The sequence below is a fragment of the Streptomyces sp. NPDC057694 genome (assembly GCF_042799415.1).
Lineage (GTDB): Bacteria > Actinomycetota > Actinomycetes > Streptomycetales > Streptomycetaceae > Streptomyces.
The window spans coordinates 190,593-209,892 of the sequence record NZ_JBHVIX010000001.1 but is presented as its reverse complement, the minus strand read 5'-3'; the positions used below and the strand labels follow the sequence as shown (position 1 = coordinate 209,892).

20 protein-coding genes are annotated in these 19,300 nt (G+C 70.2%); 13 read left to right on the top strand and 7 right to left on the bottom strand.

Features of this window, described 5'->3' with window-relative positions:
• The first annotated feature begins 32 nt into the window (after positions 1-32).
• Positions 33-668, top strand: a complete 636-nt coding sequence (locus ACFVDP_RS01060) for a DinB family protein (RefSeq protein ID WP_383481196.1) — start codon at positions 33-35, stop codon at positions 666-668.
• Here the strand turns inward: ACFVDP_RS01060 and ACFVDP_RS01055 are convergent.
• From ACFVDP_RS01055 to ACFVDP_RS01045, 3 genes are all read right to left on the bottom strand, one after another.
• On the bottom strand, positions 657-1,343 hold the full coding sequence (locus tag ACFVDP_RS01055) for an HAD-IA family hydrolase (RefSeq protein WP_383481193.1): 687 nt from the start codon (positions 1,341-1,343) through the stop codon (positions 657-659). The genes ACFVDP_RS01060 and ACFVDP_RS01055 overlap by 12 nt on opposite strands.
• Positions 1,344-1,496: 153 nt before the next feature.
• A complete protein-coding gene (locus ACFVDP_RS01050; protein ID WP_383484242.1) occupies positions 1,497-2,438 on the bottom strand; it encodes a glycoside hydrolase family 113 in 942 nt (313 codons plus the stop codon).
• Positions 2,439-2,526: 88 nt separating this feature from the next.
• Complete coding sequence (locus ACFVDP_RS01045) at positions 2,527-2,751, bottom strand: hypothetical protein (protein ID WP_383481190.1); 225 nt, start codon at positions 2,749-2,751, stop codon at positions 2,527-2,529.
• An 82-nt stretch (positions 2,752-2,833) separates the two neighbouring features.
• On the opposite strand from ACFVDP_RS01045, the gene ACFVDP_RS01040 reads away from it, so the two are divergent.
• Complete coding sequence (locus ACFVDP_RS01040) at positions 2,834-3,217, top strand: hypothetical protein (RefSeq protein WP_383481187.1); 384 nt, start codon at positions 2,834-2,836, stop codon at positions 3,215-3,217.
• A 20-nt stretch (positions 3,218-3,237) separates the two neighbouring features.
• Here the strand turns inward: ACFVDP_RS01040 and ACFVDP_RS01035 are convergent, their stop codons facing one another.
• Together ACFVDP_RS01035 and ACFVDP_RS01030 are read right to left on the bottom strand one after the other, a co-directional pair.
• On the bottom strand, positions 3,238-3,546 hold the full coding sequence (locus ACFVDP_RS01035) for a hypothetical protein (protein ID WP_383481185.1): 309 nt from the start codon (positions 3,544-3,546) through the stop codon (positions 3,238-3,240).
• Positions 3,547-3,792: 246 nt separating this feature from the next.
• Positions 3,793-4,767, bottom strand: a complete 975-nt coding sequence (locus ACFVDP_RS01030; RefSeq protein ID WP_383481182.1) for an aldo/keto reductase — start codon at positions 4,765-4,767, stop codon at positions 3,793-3,795.
• A gap of 284 nt (positions 4,768-5,051) precedes the next feature.
• On the opposite strand from ACFVDP_RS01030, the gene ACFVDP_RS01025 reads away from it, so the two are divergent.
• The 5 genes from ACFVDP_RS01025 (at position 5,052) to ACFVDP_RS01005 (ending at position 11,409) form a co-directional block, all read left to right on the top strand.
• Positions 5,052-5,927, top strand: a complete 876-nt coding sequence (locus ACFVDP_RS01025) for a helix-turn-helix domain-containing protein (RefSeq protein ID WP_383481179.1) — start codon at positions 5,052-5,054, stop codon at positions 5,925-5,927.
• A 167-nt stretch (positions 5,928-6,094) separates the two neighbouring features.
• Positions 6,095-6,958, top strand: a complete 864-nt coding sequence (locus ACFVDP_RS01020; protein ID WP_383481176.1) for an ABC transporter ATP-binding protein — start codon at positions 6,095-6,097, stop codon at positions 6,956-6,958.
• Positions 6,959-7,060: 102 nt separating this feature from the next.
• Positions 7,061-8,128: an iron-siderophore ABC transporter substrate-binding protein gene (locus ACFVDP_RS01015; RefSeq protein WP_383481173.1), complete on the top strand. Its 1,068-nt coding sequence runs from the start codon at positions 7,061-7,063 to the stop codon at positions 8,126-8,128.
• 68 nt (positions 8,129-8,196) lie between these two features.
• Positions 8,197-10,299, top strand: a complete 2,103-nt coding sequence (locus ACFVDP_RS01010; protein WP_383484239.1) for an iron ABC transporter permease — start codon at positions 8,197-8,199, stop codon at positions 10,297-10,299.
• Between the two features lie 63 nt (positions 10,300-10,362).
• On the top strand, positions 10,363-11,409 hold the full coding sequence (locus ACFVDP_RS01005; protein ID WP_383481170.1) for a peptidase C39 family protein: 1,047 nt from the start codon (positions 10,363-10,365) through the stop codon (positions 11,407-11,409).
• A gap of 8 nt (positions 11,410-11,417) precedes the next feature.
• Here the strand turns inward: ACFVDP_RS01005 and ACFVDP_RS01000 are convergent, their stop codons facing one another.
• The gene (locus ACFVDP_RS01000; RefSeq protein WP_383481167.1) at positions 11,418-11,840 is read right to left on the bottom strand and encodes a MerR family transcriptional regulator; all 423 of its coding nucleotides are present in this window, start codon (positions 11,838-11,840) and stop codon (positions 11,418-11,420) included.
• Between the two features lie 55 nt (positions 11,841-11,895).
• Here ACFVDP_RS01000 and ACFVDP_RS00995 point away from each other — a divergent pair, with 55 nt between their 5' ends.
• The 4 genes from ACFVDP_RS00995 (at position 11,896) to ACFVDP_RS00980 (ending at position 16,816) form a co-directional block, all read left to right on the top strand.
• Positions 11,896-12,867, top strand: coding sequence for an SDR family NAD(P)-dependent oxidoreductase (locus ACFVDP_RS00995; RefSeq protein ID WP_383481164.1), 972 nt, complete (start codon positions 11,896-11,898; stop codon positions 12,865-12,867).
• 473 nt (positions 12,868-13,340) lie between these two features.
• Positions 13,341-14,165 (top strand): TauD/TfdA dioxygenase family protein, encoded by an 825-nt coding sequence (locus ACFVDP_RS00990; RefSeq protein WP_383481161.1) that lies wholly within the window; start codon positions 13,341-13,343, stop codon positions 14,163-14,165.
• Positions 14,166-15,725: an MFS transporter gene (locus ACFVDP_RS00985; RefSeq protein ID WP_383481158.1), complete on the top strand. Its 1,560-nt coding sequence runs from the start codon at positions 14,166-14,168 to the stop codon at positions 15,723-15,725.
• The gene (locus ACFVDP_RS00980; RefSeq protein WP_383481155.1) at positions 15,722-16,816 is read left to right on the top strand and encodes an LLM class flavin-dependent oxidoreductase; all 1,095 of its coding nucleotides are present in this window, start codon (positions 15,722-15,724) and stop codon (positions 16,814-16,816) included. The genes ACFVDP_RS00985 and ACFVDP_RS00980 overlap by 4 nt, the downstream gene beginning before the upstream one ends.
• A gap of 31 nt (positions 16,817-16,847) precedes the next feature.
• Here the strand turns inward: ACFVDP_RS00980 and ACFVDP_RS00975 are convergent, their stop codons facing one another.
• A complete protein-coding gene (locus ACFVDP_RS00975) occupies positions 16,848-17,762 on the bottom strand; it encodes an NmrA family NAD(P)-binding protein (protein WP_383481151.1) in 915 nt (304 codons plus the stop codon).
• Positions 17,763-17,864: 102 nt separating this feature from the next.
• Here ACFVDP_RS00975 and ACFVDP_RS00970 point away from each other — a divergent pair, with 102 nt between their 5' ends.
• Together ACFVDP_RS00970 and ACFVDP_RS00965 are read left to right on the top strand one after the other, a co-directional pair.
• Positions 17,865-18,440, top strand: coding sequence for a TetR/AcrR family transcriptional regulator (locus ACFVDP_RS00970; protein WP_383481148.1), 576 nt, complete (start codon positions 17,865-17,867; stop codon positions 18,438-18,440).
• A 150-nt stretch (positions 18,441-18,590) separates the two neighbouring features.
• Positions 18,591-19,142, top strand: coding sequence for an EF-hand domain-containing protein (locus tag ACFVDP_RS00965; RefSeq protein WP_383481145.1), 552 nt, complete (start codon positions 18,591-18,593; stop codon positions 19,140-19,142).
• Positions 19,143-19,300: the final 158 nt, after the last annotated feature.

Sequence of the window (19,300 nt, the reverse complement as noted above, 5' to 3'; positions counted from 1 at the left end):
ACCATGAGCAGCCCATGGCAGGCTCGTGCCGCATGATCGATGAGTTCGCGAAGGACAATCTGCACACGAGGCTGCGGCGGGACCGTGAGGCGCTGCTCTGGAAGCTCGACGGCCTGTCCGAATACGACGCGCGCCGACCCCTGACAGCGACCGGGACCAATCTCCTCGGTCTCGTCAAACATGTGGCCACGGTCGAGGCCAGGTACTTCGGTGAGGTCTTCGGCCGTCCTTCTCCGGAAACGCTGTGCCGGTGGCAGGACTCCGACGGCAGCGATCAGTGGGCGGCCGAGGACGAGACACGCGATCAGATCATCGGGTTCTACCGGCGCACCTGGGAACACTCGGACGCGACGATCGGCGAGCTCAACCTCGATGCCCCCGGACATGTGCCGTGGTGGCAGGGGCCTTATACGAACACGAACTTGTTCGCCATCCTGGTCCACGTCCTCGGCGAGACCAACCGGCATGCGGGGCACGCCGACATCCTGCGCGAGGGCGTCGACGGCCGAACCGGAATGCGCCCCGAACATGAGACGCAGGTCGATGAGGACGCCCGCATCGCCTACTGCGTGAAGATCGAGCAGGCCGCCAGATCGGCCGGATCGGTCGAGAAGTCCGTGCGCCAGCAGGTCGCCAGCACACCGACCACAGCAAGATCATTTCACTGAGGCTGAGCCCTCCGGCGGGGCAGGATGACCCCCGGACGCGAAGGCAAGGATGTCGTGGACCGCTTCGCGCAGACTGCCGAAGTGACGATGCACGCCATCGGCTGCCGAAGGGGTGTTGACGCCCCACACCGTCATTCCGGCACGCAACCCGGACTGCACCCCGGAGGGGGCATCCTCGATGACCAGGCAGTTCCCCGGTTCGGCACCCATTTCCGCTGCCGCCTGCAGATACGGCACCGGCGACGGCTTGCCTTCCGCCACGGCGGCCGCATCTACGACAACCTTCGGGACCGGCAGACCCGTCCGTGCGAAACGTCCACGTACCCGGTGCTCGTAGTTCGAGGTCACGAGGGCCCACGCACCGGGGTCCAAGGCGTTCAGCAGTTCCGAGGCACCATCGAAGGCCGTGTACGAGCCGGTTCGGACGTCTTCGTTCTCCAACTCGTTCAGTGCGGCCAGGCACTCCTGGGGGTCGTGATCCGGGGCGACCTGCGCGAACGTTTCCATCGGCCTCGTCCGCAACGCCACTCGGTAGACCTCATCAGCGTCCAGTTCGTACCGCTCCGCCCACGTGCGCCAGACCAGGCGCTGATTGTCGACGGCATCGATCAACGTGCCGTCGACATCGAACAGGACGTACCTCGTCGCACCGGGACCGCTGGGTTCACTGATCACGCCTCGATCATGCCATCGGACCCTGAACAGGCAGTTTGAGGGACAAGCCTTCGCCATGTTCACCCGTGAGGAATTCGGCGAAGCTGTCGCCTCCTTGGAGCGCAAGAGCCGATCTCGCAACTGGATCACCAATGGGCCGCAGCCGACTCGAAGTCAGCTGCGTTTGTATCTGGCTGCCATCGTGTGGAACACCTTCTTCGGTTCCCAGCGCCTCTCGTCAAGCACCCGGACAACGCCGTAGGAACCAAGGTCCCGCTCCCCGGGCCTGCTGTAACCGGCGAAGGTGAACCAGAGCGCGGTGTCCACGCCCTCGTCCTCGAAGATGTCCAGCAATTCGGTGAGGTAGCGCGCCTGCTCGTCCTCGTCCGGGACCGCGTCGTCCGGCACCTGCCAGGCCATGCCGCCCCGTGCTCCGGCGCCCTGGTACGCACAGGTTCCGTACTCCGTCACGGCGACAGGCTTGCCGTGGGCGAGGTGCCCACGCAGCTCGTCCCGGAAGGTGTCGAAGTTGTAGGCGGCCCGGTAGGCATCAACGCCGACGACATCGAACGCACTCCAGTCGATGAACTCCCAGGGCGCCGAGGCGTAGGTGACCTGCCCGCCGAAGTGCGTACGGACACACGCGACAACCTGGGCGAGGAAGTCGTTGAGACGTTCTTGCACCGGTCCGAGGGAGGACCACCACTCCATGTCGGCACCGGCCATGGCCCGCATCCGGTCGCCGTAGGTGTCGCCCGGGATGAAGCCGCCGCAGAATGCGCTGATCTCGCAGCCGGCGACGAACACCACCTCTGCTCCGGCCTCGCGCAGGGCTTCGGCCCGAGCGGCGCAGTCGGCGAAGAACGGGAGCAACTGGTCGTGGGGAAGGTCCACGGGAAAGGGAGCGAACCAGACTTCAAGGCCCATGTCGGCGGCGTGCCGGGCAGCGATGCTCAGCCGTTCCGGGTCTCGTCCTGAGATACGAACGGCGTCGCAGTGGAGGTCTCCGGAAATCACCGCCATGTCGTGCCGGACCGTCTCAGGGGTGAAGCGCTTGCGGGAGATTTCTTCCCCCGGCAGGAATCCTGTGTCGTAGTTGATGCCCCGTGCGCGCACGTTCACGTCCCCTCACTTGACTGTCGCCGTGTGCCGGCAAGTCAAAGCCGCGCTCGGGGTTCTTGGCCAGAGGGCGGTACGGCTCCCTTCAGACCTGCTTCTCCTGCTTCTCGGCGGGCTCTACCGCGGCATCGACGAACGAGGCGGCCTGGCGGCGACTGTCGTCCTGCGCCCAGGCGACGACGAGCTCGCTGCGAGGGGTGTCGGTCACCGGCCGGTACACGAGGTCGGGGTGCTGGTGATGGGCTCCGGCGCAGTCGTGCAGTTGCGCGACGCCGACCCCTACGCCCTCGACCCCGTCTGGGTCAGCCACGAGCCGCTGGGCTGAGCGCGCTCACCCGTCGTGTGCCCTCAAAGCGGGGGCGGACCGGGTGTCCGGCGCGCAGAATGACCTCATGTCAAAGCTGCCGGTACGGTCGGTTCGTCGTCGTTCCTCGGATTCAGTGCTGTCCTTGTGGTCGCAGGACTCTGTGCTGTCGATCGGCTCAGTAGGTTCGGTGCTGTCCATCGGGTCCGTTGGATCGGCCCTGTCCATCGGCTCGATCGGGAGCGCCCTCTCGGCCGGCTCGATCGGCTCGTCCCTGTCGTTGATCTCGACCGGGTCGTGGCTGAGTACGGGGTCCCTGTTCTCGGCGCAGTCGCGCTGGTCGGTGCTGTCCTGGCGCTCGTCGCGCAGCTTCCTGGCCGTGGGAGCGGTCGGGGCAGCGGCGGCGGGAGGCGCCTTGGTGCTGCTGCAGATGCTCCCCGCAGACCGTCGACACGCGTCGAAACGAGGATGACGGACCTCAGCGCGACGGTTTCAAAGGGCCATCCCGTAGACGATGGTGAACAGCGTGCCGAGTGAGCCGATGATGAACACTCCGGTCAGCCCGGCGATGATGAGGCCCTTGCCCTGCTCCGCGCTGAACGTGTCGCGCAATGCGGTCGCGCCGACGCGCTGCTTGGCGGCGCCCCAGATCGCGATCGCCAGGCAGAGCAGGATCGCCACCGCCATCACTACCTGGACCATGGTCTTGGCCTCAGTGCCCAGGGAGCCGAAGGGCCCCCAGTCGGGAGCGATCCCTCCGATGATCGTGTTGATGTCGCCCTTCTCGGCTGCGAGCACCATGGCGTCCTCCATGCGTTGCGTGACGTCGTGCCTGTCATGGTGCCAGGCCGAAGGGCGGATTTCCCCGTCCCCGCACGACTCTTCCCGAAAGACGACATGACCCACGCCCGCTGCACGCCGTGGTCGGCGGCGTCAGGGCCTTTACCCGTGTCACGTACCGGAGTTGATCCGACGGCGGGCAGCAACGAATTGGGGATCAGCCCGGCCTGCCCGGCACGAGCCGCGCCGGGCAGGCCGGGCTGCTGGTCAGCGCTCCATCATGCGCATCTGGGCCTCATTGTGGGTGTCGCCCGCGGCCGGCGGGAGGCCGGTGAGCCGGGCGAGCTGCTCGTCGGACAGGTGCACGGCGTCGGCGCCGGCGTTCTCCTCGACCCGCGAGACACGTCGGGTGCCGGGGATGGGCGCGATGTCGTCGCCCTGGGCGAGCAGCCAGGCCAGGGCGACCTGCGCCGGGGTGGCGCCGATCTGCCCCGCGACGGCGGCCACTTCGTCGGCCAGGCGCAGATTGTGCTGGAAGTTCTCGGCACTGAAGCGCGGGTTGTCGGCCCGGAAGTCGTCGGCGGCGAACTGGTCCGTGGAGCGGATCGTCCCGGTGAGAAAACCCCGGCCGAGAGGCGAGAAGGGGACCAGGCCGATGTTCAGTTCGCGCAGCACCGGCAGGACCCGGGCCTCGGGGTCGCGGGTGAACAGCGAGTACTCGGACTGCAGGGCGGTCACCGGATGCACCGCATGGGCCCGGCGAATGGTGTCCGGTCCCGCCTCGGACAGGCCGATGTGGCGGATCTTGCCTTCGCCGACCAGCTCCGCCAGCGTTCCCACGACATCCTCGATGGGAGTGCCGGGGTCGACGCGGTGCTGGTAGTAGAGGTCGATGTGATCGGTGTCCAGCCGCTTGAGGGAGCCCTCGACAGCCGCCCGGATGTTGGCGGGGCTGCTGTCGGCGCCGCCGTCGCGACCGGTGTGGGAGATCATGCCGAACTTGGTGGCCAGCACGACCTCGTCACGATGCCCCTTCAGGGCCCGGCCGATCAGCTCCTCGTTGATGTAGGGGCCGTAGACCTCGGCGGTGTCGATCAGGGTGACGCCCAGTTCGAGGGCACGGTGCACGGTGCGGATGGACTCGGAGTCGTCGCTGCCGGCACCGGTGTAGGCGTGCGACATGCCCATCGCGCCCAGTCCGATCCGGGCGACGTCGAGGTCACCGAGCTTGATGTGCTTCATGAGTTGCGCTCCTTGGACGTCTTCGCGGGATGCTGCCGAAGATACGGGCATACGGTCGTTCACCGGCACGGGTCCGCCGGTGGAACCCGGCATGTTTCATGCTGCCTCGCAGGACGCCGTGCAGGCAGGCCGCGTCGTTCCGGGGTCTGGCGATCAGGGGTGTGACAGGGCCCCCTCGGCCGTCGTCCGGGGGAGCCTCCCCGGCGGGCGCAGCGCGCGATTCTCCGCTCCGTCGCTGGTGAGGGACCGGATGGTCACTGCGAGCCGCCGGTAGACTCGTCGGCATGGTTCGATCGTCCGGTGCTGAGGCGAGCCCGGGAACGTCGCCGCGTTCGACGGGCGTCGTGGGACATCCGGCCCCGGCTGTTCCGGGGCGGGCGGCGGCCCCCTTCGTCATCACGGCCGGGTTCCGGGTCCCCCGCGTTCCCACCGAGTGGGCGCCCCACTCGCACCCCGTCCATGAGCTGGTCTGGGTGCGCGGGGGAACGCTGACGTCCCGCGTCGAGGACCGCGTCTTCACCGTGTCCGAGGGGCACGGACTGTGGATGCCCGCCGGAGTGGCGCACGGCGGCCGGGCGACGGCGGGTGCGCAGTTCCACGACGCGTTCTTCGCCCCCGACCACACGCCGTTCGCCTTTGGGGAACCGACAGCGATCGCGATGACGCCGTTGCTCGAGTCGCTGCTGACCCATCTCGCCCGCACCGATCTCGACGCGGCGGCCAGAGCGCGGGTGGAGGCGGTCGTGTTCGACGTGCTCCGGCCCTCCGAGCGCCAGTTCACCCTGCAACTGCCCAATGACACCCGCATCGACCCGATAGCCGAAGCCCTGCTGGACGATCCCGGCGACGGCCGCTCACTGGAGGAGTGGGCGCAGTCGCTGGGGATCAGCGACCGTACGGTCACCCGCGCGTTCCGCCACGCGACAGGTCTCTCCTTCGCGCAATGGCGGCAGATGCTGCGCGCGCACCGGGCACTGACGCTCCTCTCCGAGGGCTTCGACGTGCTGACGGTCTCCGAGGTACTGGGGTACGCGCAGCCCAGCTCCTTCATCGCCGCTTTCCGGCGGAGCATGGGAACCACACCCGGCGCGTTCTTCGGCGCGGCCGATGACACCCCCGACGGTGTCCGGAATCCCGTATCGGGTGTCCAGAACTCCTGATTGTCGCCACGGCGAGCGGAATATAACCTTCCCGGAGTTAGGTAACCCTTAGTTGTTGCTCGACGTGCACGGCGCTGCCCGTGTGCCGGAGCGCTCGCGGCCCGGCCGGTGAAGGCCGGACGGAGGGATGCCACACTCCTCGCCCCTCCGACGGTCCGGACTCATCGATGTTCACACGCCCAAACCGGCACATAGCGGGCCCTGTTGTCGGCTCTGCCGCACCGGCCGCCGCCCTCAACGGGCACGAGCTCGTCCTGCGCTACGACGGCAACCCGGTGGTCCACGGCGTCTCGATCGACCTTGCCCCCGGCCGAGCGACCGCCCTGGTGGGGCCCAACGGCAGCGGGAAGTCCACCCTGCTGCGCGCACTGTGCCGACTGCACCGGGTGGACGGCGGCCGGGTGACACTCGGCGCTCCCGAGGGACGGCCCGAGCGCGACGCGGCTCTGCTCAGCGCCCGTCAGTTCGCCCGCGAGGTCACCCTGTTCTCCCAGTCGCGGCCCGCGCCCCAGGGACTGACGGTGACGGAGGTCGTGGCGTTCGGACGCCACCCCTACCGCCGTGGCTTCGCGGGCCTCGACGCCGACGACCGCACCGCCATCGACCACGCCATGGCCGTCACCGGCGTACGGGACATGTCCGGCCGACCGGTCGGTGAACTCTCGGGCGGCGAGATGCAGCGCGTCTGGCTCGCCGCATGCCTGGCCCAGGACACCGGCGTCGTCCTGCTGGACGAACCGACCAACCACCTGGACCTGCGCTACCAGATCGAGACGCTCGACCTGGTGCGCGATCTCGTCGTCGAACACGGCGTCGCCGTCGGGATCGTGCTGCACGACCTCGACCACGCGTCCCGCGTCGCGGACACGCTGGTCCTGATGCGCTCCGGCCGCGTACACGCCGCCGGACCGCCCGCCGACGTCCTCACCGCCGAGAACATCGGCGAGGTCTACGACATCCAGGTCGAGGTCTTCACCGACCCCCGCACCGGCCGTCTCCGGATCGACCCCATCGGGCGCCACCCCGCCTGAGACGGAACTTCGGCCCCGGCTCGCACCACCTTCACATCACAAGCAGCACAAGCGTTACAAGCATTACAAACAGCACAAGCATCACAAGAAAGAGGACCCTCCATGAACCGTGCCCGTCGCCTGGCGGCTTCAGCCTCCACCGGGCTCGTTCTTCTCCTCGCCGCAACGGCCTGCGGTACGACCGACGTCGACAGCGCCACCGACGACAGCAGCGCCAAAGCGTCGCCCGCCTCGAAGGACTGCGCCTCGGACACCACGACCACCTCGACGAAGCCGGTCTCGTTCAAGGACGGCGTCGGCCGGACCGTGAAGCTCGACAAGCCCGCCAAGCGGATCGCGGTCCTGGAGTGGCAGCAGGTCGAGGACGCTCTGACCCTGTGCGTCACCCCCACCGCGGTCTCCGACGCGAAGGGATACCGCACCTGGACGAGCGCGGAGAAGCTGCCCAGCGGGGTGACCGACATCGGCACCCGTGAGGAGCCCGACCTCGACACCCTGTACGCGGCGAAGCCCGACCTCATCGTGGTGGAGGCGTACAAGGCCGACGACGAGACGCTCGCCAAGCTGGAGAAGCGGGGCGTCCCCGTGATGGCCGCCCGCGGCGCGAACCCCAAGGACCCGATCGGGAACATGCGGGACGTGTTCAGCATGATCGGCAAGGCGACGGGCCGCACCGAGCGCGCCGACCAGGTGCTCAAGGAGTTCGACGACCACCTCGCGACGGCGAAGAAGCAGGTCAGCGACGCCGACCTGCCGACGAAGGACTTCCTCTTCTTCGACGGCTGGCTGGAGGGCGGCAACCTCACCGTCCGCCCCTACAGCGACGGCGCCCTGTTCACCGAGATAGGCAAGGAACTCGGGATGAAGCCGGCGTGGACGGCCGCCGTCAACAAGGACCACGGTGACGGAGGTGTGGACAAGTCCTACGGCCTCGCCCAGACCGACGTCGAGGGACTCACCGCCGTCGGTGACGCCAACCTCTTCTACGCCAACGACGACGGAGCCGGCGGCTACGTCGCGGCGCTGAAGAAGAACCCGATCTGGAAGACCATCCCGGCCGTCAAGGAAGGCCGCGCGCACTCCTTCCCGGCACGGGTGTGGGGCGCCGGTGGCCCGCGCTCCTGCGAGCAGGCGATCGACGCGTACGTCGACGTACTCGACAAGAAGTGAACACACCGCACGACGTGAGCACTTCACGAGAACCGAAGGCTTCACACAAGGTGAGTGCCTCACACGACGTGCGCACCCCGGCGACGTCGACAACCGGCGGGAGCCCGCTGCCGCGCACCGAGCGCGGCGGCGGCCCCACCGGGGCGGCCGTCCTCGTGGCACTCCTCGCCGCGACCGCGCTGGTGGGCATGTGGCACCTGACGCAGGGGACCTCGGGTGTCGGCTTCGGCGACCTCGTGCGGTATCTCGCCGGGGGCCGGGAGCATACCGAAGGGGCGCCGGTCGGTGAGATCCTGACCGGCTCGCGCCTGCCGCGCCTGCTCGCGGGCGTCGCGGTCGGGTTCGCCCTCGGCGCCGCCGGAGCGCTGCTCCAGTCCGTCACGCACAATTCCCTCGCCTCGCCCGACACCCTCGCGGTCACGGCGGGGGCCTACTTCACCCTCACCTGCGTCGCGGCCTTCGGCCTCGCCGTCCCGCTGTGGGCGTCGGGCGCCGTGGCCTTCGTCGGCGGCCTGGCCGCCGCGGCAATCGTCCTGCTCCTCGCGGGACGGGCCGCCGGTACCGCGGGCACGCGCCTCATCCTCGCCGGATCGGCGATAGCGATGGCCCTGGACGCGGCGACCGGGGCGCTGCTCATCCTGTTCAACCAGAACACGACCGGCCTGTTCGCGTGGGGGAGCGGTTCGCTCGCGCAGCTGAACATCGACGCGTCGGTACGGGCCTGGCCCCTCGTCGTCGTGGTTTTGGGTCTGGCGCTGGCGCTGTCCCGGCGCCTCGACGTGATGAGCCTGGGGGACGACACCGCGTCCAGCCTCGGGGTGCCGATCCGCACCACCCGCGTGACCGCGGTGCTCTGCGCGGTGCTGCTGACCAGCACCGCGGTGACCCTCGCGGGCCCGATCTCGTTCGTCGGCCTCGGCGCCCCCGTCCTGGTCCGCCTGATCGCGGGCCGGGTCCGGGCGCTGCGCCGGCACCTGTTCTCGGTGCCCGCGGCCGGACTGGCCGGCGCGCTGCTCATCCTGCTCGCGGACGCGGTCCTGCGCACCGTGCAGGGCGCGGACGGTGCCGCCTCCATCCCCACAGGTGTGCCGACCGCGCTGCTCGGCGCCGTCGTGATCGTGGTCCTCGCGCTGCGCCTGCGGGACACGGGGCAGGTCCGCAGGCCGCCGAACGCGCGCGTCGCCGCACGTTCGCGCCGCGCGTTCCTCCTCGTGGTGTTCGGCTCGCTGACGCTCCTGGTCGTGGCGGCCTTCGTGGCGGTCCTCGCGGGGAGCCTCTGGCTGCGGGCCGGTGACATCGCGCTGTGGGCCCAGGGAACGGCGCCGGGCCTGATCGGCCAGGCGCTGGACGACCGGGTCCCGCGCGTGCTCGCCGCGGTGCTCGCAGGCGCCGCGCTCGGACTGGCCGGATGCGTGGTGCAGGGCGCGGTCCGCAACCCGCTGGCGGAACCCGGCGTGCTCGGCATCACGGCGGGCGCCGGACTGGGAGCGGCGAGCGTCGTCACCTCGGGCCTGCCCGGCGGGCGGCCGGTGCTCATCGCCGTGGCGGTCACGGCGGGGCTCGCCACGTTCGGGGTGATCGCCCTGCTGTCCTGGCGAGGCGGCTTCCTGCCCGACCGGTTCGTCCTGATCGGCATCGGCTGCGGCTACGGACTCAGCGCCGTCACCACGTTCCTCCTCCTGCGCGCCGACCCGTACAACACGCCCCGCATCTTCACCTGGCTGTCCGGTACGACGTACGGCCGCACCTTCTCCGACGGCGTACCGGTCGCGGTGGCCCTGGTACTCGCGCTTCCCGTGCTGTTCGCCATGCGTGGCCGGCTCGACCTGCTCGCCGTCGACGAGGACACTCCGCGCATCGTCGGCGTCAAGGTCGAACGCACCCGTTTCATCGCCCTGGCGATCGCCGCGGTACTCGCGGCGCTCAGCGTCATCGCCGTCGGCGTGGTCGGGTTCGTGGGACTCGTCGCCCCGCACCTCGCCAGGTCACTGGTGGGCGCCCGGCACGGCCGGGCGATCCCGGTGGCGATGCTGCTCGGCGCGGTCCTGGTCTGCGTGGCCGACGCCCTCGGCCGCACGCTCGTCGCGCCCGCCCAGATGCCGGCGGGCCTGATGATCGCGCTGGTCGGCGCCCCGTACTTCGTCTGGGTGCTCCGGCAGTCCCGCGCGTGACGCGGGACCGTCCGGCAGCACCGAAATCGCGCATCTCACCAGCCCGTTCAGAAGGAAACGCCCGTGCAGAGCATCGTCGTCCCGTTCGATCCCGCCACGTCACCAACCCTGTCGGGGCGGCTCGGACACCTCGAGGTGCCGGAGCGCTGGCACACGGTCGACCGCTCCGCCCACGCCCCGCACATCGTGGCCGTCCTTGGGGGCGACGGTGAGAACTGGACCGCCGCCGCGCTCGTGTCGGCCCGCCCGCACACGGCCTACCTGAAGATCGTCGACGCCGTCGGCGACGTACCGGCGGCTGTCGAAGCCGTCGTGGCCCACGCACGCCAACAGGGACTCGCGCAGGTCAAGTGGGAAGGATGGACCGCCAGTCCAGAGGACGCCGCCGCTCTCGGCTTCGTCCCGCTGCGTCCTCCGCACACACCGGCGGAGAAGGCGGCGGGTCCCGACGCCGGATACGTGTGCTGGCTGCACGACGGCCTGACGACCGAACCCCCGTACTACGGGCAGACCACGCACTTCACGTGCGGCGCCGTCACCGCCCTGGTCGCGCAGGCGCATGCGGGAAAGCTGCCGACGGAGGCGCTCGACCGCGAGGCGGAACTGACATTGTGGCGCGACGCGACCAACTTCCCCGCGTGCGAGCCCGTCGGACTGGGCGTCGCCGTGCGCCGAGCATGGCCGTCGACCCCGGTCACGGTCCACCTCGACGTGAACAGGCCCGTCCTGCTCGACCACTATCCGGAGGACGACCAGGAGTGGCGCGCCGTGCTCCAGCGCACGTCACGCGCGCAGGCCCGGGAGATCGGCCTGCCGATCGACGCACAGCGCCTCTCGATGACCGCGATCCGCGGCGCACTCGCCCGAGGGGAGCACGTACTGCATCTGGTCTCGCTCGCCAGGATGCAGGGCTTCGACGTGCCGCACTGGGTGCTCTGCCACGGCACGGTGCCCGGCGCCATCGTGATCGAGGACCCGTGGGCCAACGAGTCGACGGGGGACACCTGGGTCGATGCCCATCTGCTGCCCGTTCCCGACACGTCACTCGACACGATGGCGACCGTCGAGGCGGACGGCTTCCGCGGCGCGGTGACCATTGCCGCTCCGTAAAGCTCGGCTCAGGCTGTCGGGTCCCAGAGCCCGCCGGCTTCACCGCGGGCGAGATGTTCGGCATAGACGCCGACCTTCCAGGCGATGACCGAACGGCATTCCTCCAGCGCCCGGATCTGTGCGTCGACGCGTTGTTGATGGGAGTCGAGGAGCCGCAGACGCTCCTCTTCGTTGCCCGGCCCCCGGCGTACGAGTTCCGCGAAGTGCTTGAGGTCGGCGAGCGGCATACCGGACTCGCGGAGCTTGACGCAGATCAGCAGCCAGTCGACATCGGAGGAGGTGTAGCGCCGTCGGCCGCCCGACGTGCGCCCGACCGGTCCGACGAGCAGGCCCTCGCGCTCGTAGAGGCGCAGGGCGTGCACGCTCAGCCCCGTCCGTTCGGCGACCTCGCCGATGCTCAGCGACTGCACGTCGGCCTCGGTGGTCGTCATGCCGCTCACCCCTGGACTTGATCTAGACCTCGGTCTAGATCGTAGCGTCCACGGCATGACCACCACTGACCACCAGCCGCTCGGCTCGCCCTTCTCCGCCTCGACCACCGCCGAGGACATCGTGACCGGCCTCGACCTCTCCGGGAAGACGGCCGTGGTGACCGGGGGATACTCCGGGCTCGGCCTGGAGACCACCCGGGCTCTGACGGCCGCCGGAGCCCGAGTCATCGTTCCCGCGCGCCGCCCCGACGTTGCCCGTGCCGCCCTGAACGATGTGACGAACTGCGAGGTCGTCCCCATGGACCTGGCCGACATCGACAGCGTCCGCTCAGCCTCCGCGTACATCACCGGCCGGCTCGGCCGGCTCGACCTCCTGATGGCTGTCGCCGGAGTCATGGCCACCCCGGAGCGGCGCGTCGGACCCGGCTGGGAAGGCCAGCTCGCCGCCAACCACTTCGGGCACTTCACCCTCGTCTGCGAGCTCTACCCGCTCCTGGCCGCCGCGGACGGCGCGCGCGTCGTCGTCAACAGCTCCGCCGGACACACCCTGACCGGCATCCGCTGGCACGACCCCCACTTCCGCACCGGCTACGACAAGTGGCTCGCCTACGGCCAGGCCAAGACCGCCAACGCCCTGTTCGCCGTGCACCTCGACACCCTCGGGCAGGGCGACGGCGTCCGGGCCTTCGCCCTCCACCCCGGCAAAATCATCACCGGCCTCCAACGCGAGATGGCCGTTCAGGAACAGATCGACCGCGGCTGGGTGGACGAGCACGGCAACGTCATCGGCGACGGTTTCAAGTCCCCCTCCCAGGGCGCCGCCACCGGCCTGTGGGCTGCCACCTCCCCGCTCCTCGACGGCCGAGGCGGCCTGTACCTGGAGGACTGCGACGTGACACACGTGTCCGCCTCCGGCACCCCCATGGACGACGGCGGCGTCCGCGCATACGCCATCGACCCCGACGAGGCCGCCCGGCTCTGGGACCTGTCCCTCGCCGCGACCGGCGCCACGCCGATCCCCCGATGAACCCACGCCCTGCATGTGTCGCCGCGTTCAGGGACGTAACACGAACATGGCGCCTCCATGAAGGGGCCGTTGCAGCCTCGTGCCGGTCAACTCGTCTCCCTTGACCCGCACTTGGCGTGTGGATAGCTTCGGCGGCATGTGGATCAACCAGCGGCTCAGGAAGCGGCGGGCCATCGACCTGATGCGTGTCGCCACCGCGGTGTGTAGCTGACCCTCCGCCTGCGCCGCTCAGGGACACTCAGTGTCCCGTCGCGCTGCTGCTCATCGAGTTGATCCCCTCTCCCGCGCCTGCACTTTTCCGGCCGTGTGGCCGGCCTCGAAGAGGACCGCATCCCCGCCTCCCCGCACCACGCCGCCACGGCGCGCCCCGGTACGCCCTCGCCCGCTTCGGCGTGGAGACGGCCCGCTGACCGGCCCCGATGGACGCAGCCGACCCCCGCACGACCCGCACCGTACAAGGAGGAGAAGACGCCATGACCACTGTCGCCCCGTTCGACATCGTCAGGACAGGACCGCGCTTCGGCGCCGAGATCACGGGCATCGACCTGACGGGCCCACTCGACGACACCACCGCCGACGCCCTGCGGCAGGCGTTCCGGGATCACAAGGTCCTGGTGTTCCGCGGCCAGCACCTGACCCCTGATCAGCACGTCGCCGCCGTAAGCGTCTTCGCCGAGCCCTTCGACCATCCGACCGCCGCGAAGGACCCGGGCAACCCGCTCGTCTACCCGTACAACGTGCGACAGACCGGCAAGGCCAGCACCTGGCACATCGGCGGTCTGTGGCGCACTCCCGTCTTCGCGATCGAATCGCTGACCTACGAGGTGGTGCCCGAGCTGGGCGGTCACACGCTGTGGGCGGATCTGCAGGCCGCGTACGACGATCTGTCGGAGCCGTTCAAGGAACTCCTGGCGTCCGTGAGCGCCGTGTACGACGGCAACGCGGAGAACTACGCGCAGGGCAGCAAGAAGACCGCGGGCGGACCGACGATCGAGCACCCCGTCGTCCTGACGCACCCGACCACCGGCCGCAAGGGCCTGTTCATCAGCACCGCGGCGACCGGCCTCACCGGGGTGACTCCCGCGGAGAGCAAGGTCCTGCTCGACCATCTCCTGCGGCACGCCTCCTCGCCGGACTACACGATCCGCTTCGGCTGGCAGCCCGGTGACTTCGTCCTCTGGGACAACCGCGCCACCTGGCACTACGCCGTCGACGACTACGGCGACGGGGCCCGTGTCTATCGCAAGGTCATCGGCGTGGAGCCGGAGGCGGGTCCCGTGCCGCAGACGCGTTCCTGAATGCTCCCGGGAGAAGACCGCGCCGCCCGGCGCGCCCTGCTCGTCTGCCTGGCCGCGGGCGCGACGACCCTGCTGGACCAGGCCGTGCTGAACATCGCCGTGCCGAGCATGCGGCACTCGCTCGGGGCCGGCGCCGGGGACGTGCAATGGATCGTCGCCGGATACTCGCTGGCCTTCGGGCTCGCACTCGTCCCGGGCGGCAGCCTCGGTGACGCGTACGGGCGCAAGCGGTTCTTCCTCCTGGGCGTGGCCGCCTTCCTCCTCGCGGGGGCGGCGGCCGCGACCGGCCGCGGTCCGGGCACACTGATCACCGCACGGCTGGTGCAGGGAGCCGCGGCGGGGCTCGTGAACTCCCAGGTGATCGGCACCATCCAGGACCTCTTCCACGGCCAGACCCGAGGCCGCGCCCTGGGCCTGTACGCGGTGACCTCCGGCGTGGCCACAGCACTGGGACCGCCGCTCGGCGGCGCGCTCGTGGCGGCCCTCGGTCCCGAACTGGGCTGGCGCTGCTGCCTGTTGCTCAGCGCGCCGTGCGCGGTCCTCACCCTGGCGCTGGCGACGAGGTGGCTGCCGCCACCCCGGCGCACCGCCCGTGACCCCCGACTCGACATCCTCGGTCTCGCCCTGGCGTGCGCCTGCACGCTGACCTTGATGATCCCGTTCATCCGCACTCCGGACAGCGGGGGAGAGGCACTGCTGTGGGCGACCGGGGTGGCCGTCCTGGCGGTCGCCCTGACCGGGCATCAACGACTGCGTGCACGCCGCGGACGGCGGCCCCTGCTGCATCCCGCCCTCAGCACGTCGAAGCCGTACCTGCTGGGCACGGCGATCGCGATGGCCCAGTTCGGCGCCGCGCTCGCCTCCTCGCTGGTCCTCACCGTCTTCCTTCAGGAAGGACTCGGCCTGACGGCGCTCGGCACCGCGGCCGTCACCCTTCCCTCGGCGCTCGCGATGGGGGTCACCTCCGCGCTCGCCTGGCGCGTGGTGCGCCGCATCGGACCGCGCACGGTGCCCCTCGGTCTCACCCTGGGCATCGGGGCCGCCCTGACCGGGAGCGCTGTCGCACTCACCACTCCTGCCGCAGCGCTTCCCGCGGCTCTCGCCGGTGTGCAGCTGCTGACCGGCGCCGCCGCGGGCCTCACGGTCTCGCCGAACCAGACCCAGGTCCTGCTCCACGCTCCGGCCGACGCCGCAGGTGTGGCCGGCGGCGTGTTGCAGATGGCACAGCGCATCGCAGCGGCGGTCTGCCTGAGCGCTGTCCCCGCGGTGTATCTGCACTCCGCCCCGACGCCGCCGGGAGGCAGCGGCCCCCGATCCGCGTACGCCCTCGCAGCGTGCGCCTGCGCCGGCCTGCTCGCGGTGGCTCTGGTGCTCTCACGGCTGCGCACATACGGGCCCGGACGACACCCTGGCCGCCGCCCGCCCGTCGAGGCGGACACCGGCACCGCCGGACGAGAACTCGCCGTGCCCCAGGGCCACACGCCGCCGGGCACCTCCCACGGCCGAGGCCGCATTCCGGCCTCGCGGCCCCTGCCCGACCGACGATCGGAAGCATCATGACCCCGCAATTCCTCTGGTACATCCCCAACACCGTCCGGTCGGGGCACCGCGGTGACGACACGACCTCCGGCTGGGGATCCATCGAGCACTCGACGGAACTGGCCCGCACGGCGGAGGACCACGGCTGGGACGGCGCCCTCCTCGGCACCGGATGGGGGCGCCCGGACGCGTTCACCCTCGCTACTGCCCTGGCCGCGCGCACCACCACGTTCAAACCCCTGGTCGCCGTCCGCCCCGGCTTCTGGCAACCCGCACACTTCGCCGGCGCCGCCGCCACCCTCGACCAGCTCAGCCGCGGCCGCCTCCTGGTCAACATCGTCAGCGGTGTGGACAGCCCGGCCGCCTACGGCGACACCGTCGTCGACCCTGCCGCGCGCTACGCACGCACCCAGGAATTCCTGCATCTCGTACGCCGCCTGTGGACCGAGGAGAACGTCACCTTCAGCGGTGACCACTTCCACGTCACCGACTCCACGGTGAGCCCGCCCCCGTACGCCACCGATGAGCGGGCCCACCCTCCTCTCTACTTCGGAGGCGCGTCCGATGCCGCCGAACGTGTCTCGGCAGCGGAAGCCGATGTACAGCTCTTCTGGGGTGAACCGCTGGAGGGAATCGCCGAACGCATCGCCAGACTTCGGGAGTTGACCCAGCGGGTGGAGCGCCGCCACGCACCGCTGGAGTACGGCCTGCGGATCACCACCGTCGTCCGCGACACCACCGAGGAGGCGTGGCGCGCGGCGGAGGAGAAGGTCGCGAAGATGGCGGCCGACGCGGGCGAGATCGACACATGGATGGGCAACCGCAGAACAGCGGTCGGCCAGCGTCGGCTCCTCGACCTCGCCGAGCGGGGCGAGGTCCTCGACACCTGCCTCTACACGACGCCGGGCAGGTTCGGCGGCGGGGGAGCGGCCACCACATGGCTCGTCGGCTCACCCGACGACGTGGCCGCGGCACTCGACGCCTACCGCGCGCTCGGCGTCACCCACTTCGTGCTGTCCGACACCCCGTACAGGGAGGAGACCCGTCGCGTCGGCGACCAGTTGCTGCCCCTGCTGCGCGACGACCACCTTCGGGAAGCGGACAACTCCTGACCGCGCACTGTGCCGCACCTCTCGGACGGGGCTAGCCGACTGTGGCCGTCAGGTGTTCACGCGCCCAGTCGGCGAACGTGGTCAGAGGGATCCCCAGCGCCCGGGCGAACTCGGGTCGCGCCGGCTGGGTGACCGTGTTGTTCCACTCGTGGCCGGCGCCCCACGTCGGCATGCCCGCGGCGAGAGCCTCTTCCACGGTCATGGACGGCGCGACGACGGGAACTCCCGCGGCCTCGGACAGGATCTGCGCGATCTGCGTCATGGTCAGCAGGTCGCTCGCCAGCTCCAGCTCCACCGCCTGGAAGCGGTCGGGATCGGCGAAGGCGTGCGCGGCGGCCGCGCCGATGTCCTCGCGCGACACGAGCGCCAGTACCGTGTCCGGGTTCAGCACCGTGGCCAGGCCGCCACTGATGCCGTGGGGCAGCAGCGCGGGGATGTTCTCCATGAAGAAGGCGGGCTTGATGACGGCCCAGCGGTCGAAGCCCGCACCGCGCACCGCCTCCAGGATCTTCTGCTTGGTGGCGAAGTAGCCCTCCATCGCCGCCCATTGGCCTTCGGCCCAGCCGGGGGTACGGGTGTGCTCGCCGACCCCGCTGGTGGAGGACTGCACGAACTGCCGGACGCCCGCTGCCTTTGCCGCGTCGATCAGGTTGGTGGCCTGCGCCAGCTCTCCTGCGAAGTCGACGCTGGTCTCGGTCATGGGCGGCATCTGCACCGAGAACACCGCACGGGCCCCGGCCAGGGCCGCGTCCAGGGAGTTCCGGTCGGCGAGGTCCGCCTGCACCAGTTCGGCGCCCAGCTCTTCTATGGCCCGGGCGGGTTCCGAGTCGGGGTTGCGTACGAGTGCGCGTACCGGGGTCCCGGCGGCAAGAAGGGCGCGGGCGGTGGCCCCGCCCTGGCGGCCGGTGGCGCCGGTGACGAGGACGGGTGCGGTGTCAGTGGTCATGGTTCTCGCTCCTTGGAGTCCTAAGAACATAAACGGCGGGCCCCGCCGTTTTACCTGGGCTAAGATATGGCGGGGCCCGCCGTTTAGCAAATGAGGGAGAACATGACCGGTCAGCGCTCGGACGCCCGGCGTAACTACCAGCGGATCCTCTCCGTCGCCGAGGCCGAGGTCGCCGCGCGTGGCGCCGACGCCTCCGTCGAGCAGATCGCCCGCACCGCAGGCGTCGGATCGGCCACCGTGCGCCGTCACTTCCCCACCCGCCAGGCACTCCTCGACGCTGTCTTCCAAGAGCGCATCGGGCACCTCTGCGACCGCGCCCGGCACCTGAGCGACACCGACGACAGCCGAGCCGCGCTCCTTGAATGGCTCCAGGCTCTGGTCGAATACGCCGTCTCCGCCCGCGGACTCGCCGATGCCCTCACCTACGAGCCCCCCACCGACCAACCCGCCACGCACTCCTGCGGCAACGCGCTCGAAGAAGCCGGCACGCCCCTGCTCCGGCACGCCATCCGGGACGGGGCGGTCAAGGGTGATGTCACCTTCCACGACCTGCTCACCCTGAGCGTCGGCATCGCCCTGGCCACCGAGCATCACAGTGAACCGGCAGTGCAGGCGGACCGTCTTTTCCGTCTCTCCGTCGAAGGAATCAGCCCTACGCCGGGGACCGCCAAGGCCTGAACTGCGAGGCACTTCCTACTCGTCATGTCGGTGCCACTGGCGAAACCCGCGTGCGGGGTCGTGCCGCCGGGGTGTCGCGATCTTGTGCGCCGTTGGCCGGCCGATGGGGTTGGGCAGCCTGCTCGCAGCACTGTCGGCGAGGAGGCTTGTGTGGCCAGTGAGTTTCAGCGGTTGAAGGTCCAGGCGATGTTCGACGTGTTCGATGTGGATGGTGACGGCTCTTTGACGGAGGGGGATTTCGAGGCCCTGGCGGCGCGGTGGGGGTTACTGCCGCGGGTGGCCGCGGGGCCGGAGCTGGCGGTGCGTGTGCGCGCGGTGATCATGGGTTGGTGGCAGCACCTGTCGGCCGTCGGCGGCGGGGCGGGTGTCGAGCGGATCGGGATGGACGAGCTGATGGCGATGGTCGACCGCCTGCCCACGATGAAGCAGGCGGTCACGGCCACCGCGGACGTCGTCTTCGACGCCGTCGACGAGAACGGGGACGGACAGATCTCCCGGACTGAGCACGGGCGGCTGATCGACACCTGGCACGGACAGACCATTCCGACCGGGGACGTCTTCGACCGCCTCGACCAGGACGGCGACGGCTACCTCAGCCGGCCCGAGTTCGCGATCTTGTGGACGCAGTTCTGGATCAGCGACGACCCGGCCGAGCCGGGCAACCTGATGTGCGGGCCCGTGGAGGGTGCCTCCGCCGCCTGAGCCCGGGGTGAGGCGACCGGGCCTCGGCACGGTCGAGGAACTGTCGGTGGCGCCGGGCACGGGTGCAGGCACCGCACTCATCACCCGTTCCGGGCGTCCTTCGCTTCGGACGTCCTTGATCCACATTCAGCGCGATGTCATGAAGGTTGTACGACTGC

Coding starts and splice junctions, on each gene's coding strand:
- ACFVDP_RS01060 (WP_383481196.1), top strand. CDS start 33: ATGATCGATGAGTTCGCGAAGGACAATCTGCACACGAGGCTGCGGCGG.
- ACFVDP_RS01040 (WP_383481187.1), top strand. CDS start 2,834: ATGTCAAAGCTGCCGGTACGGTCGGTTCGTCGTCGTTCCTCGGATTCA.
- ACFVDP_RS01035 (WP_383481185.1), bottom strand. CDS start 3,546: ATGGTGCTCGCAGCCGAGAAGGGCGACATCAACACGATCATCGGAGGG.
- ACFVDP_RS01030 (WP_383481182.1), bottom strand. CDS start 4,767: ATGAAGCACATCAAGCTCGGTGACCTCGACGTCGCCCGGATCGGACTG.
- ACFVDP_RS01025 (WP_383481179.1), top strand. CDS start 5,052: ATGGTTCGATCGTCCGGTGCTGAGGCGAGCCCGGGAACGTCGCCGCGT.
- ACFVDP_RS01020 (WP_383481176.1), top strand. CDS start 6,095: ATGTTCACACGCCCAAACCGGCACATAGCGGGCCCTGTTGTCGGCTCT.
- ACFVDP_RS01015 (WP_383481173.1), top strand. CDS start 7,061: ATGAACCGTGCCCGTCGCCTGGCGGCTTCAGCCTCCACCGGGCTCGTT.
- ACFVDP_RS01000 (WP_383481167.1), bottom strand. CDS start 11,840: ATGACGACCACCGAGGCCGACGTGCAGTCGCTGAGCATCGGCGAGGTC.
- ACFVDP_RS00995 (WP_383481164.1), top strand. CDS start 11,896: ATGACCACCACTGACCACCAGCCGCTCGGCTCGCCCTTCTCCGCCTCG.
- ACFVDP_RS00990 (WP_383481161.1), top strand. CDS start 13,341: ATGACCACTGTCGCCCCGTTCGACATCGTCAGGACAGGACCGCGCTTC.
- ACFVDP_RS00985 (WP_383481158.1), top strand. CDS start 14,166: ATGCTCCCGGGAGAAGACCGCGCCGCCCGGCGCGCCCTGCTCGTCTGC.
- ACFVDP_RS00980 (WP_383481155.1), top strand. CDS start 15,722: ATGACCCCGCAATTCCTCTGGTACATCCCCAACACCGTCCGGTCGGGG.
- ACFVDP_RS00975 (WP_383481151.1), bottom strand. CDS start 17,762: ATGACCACTGACACCGCACCCGTCCTCGTCACCGGCGCCACCGGCCGC.
- ACFVDP_RS00970 (WP_383481148.1), top strand. CDS start 17,865: ATGACCGGTCAGCGCTCGGACGCCCGGCGTAACTACCAGCGGATCCTC.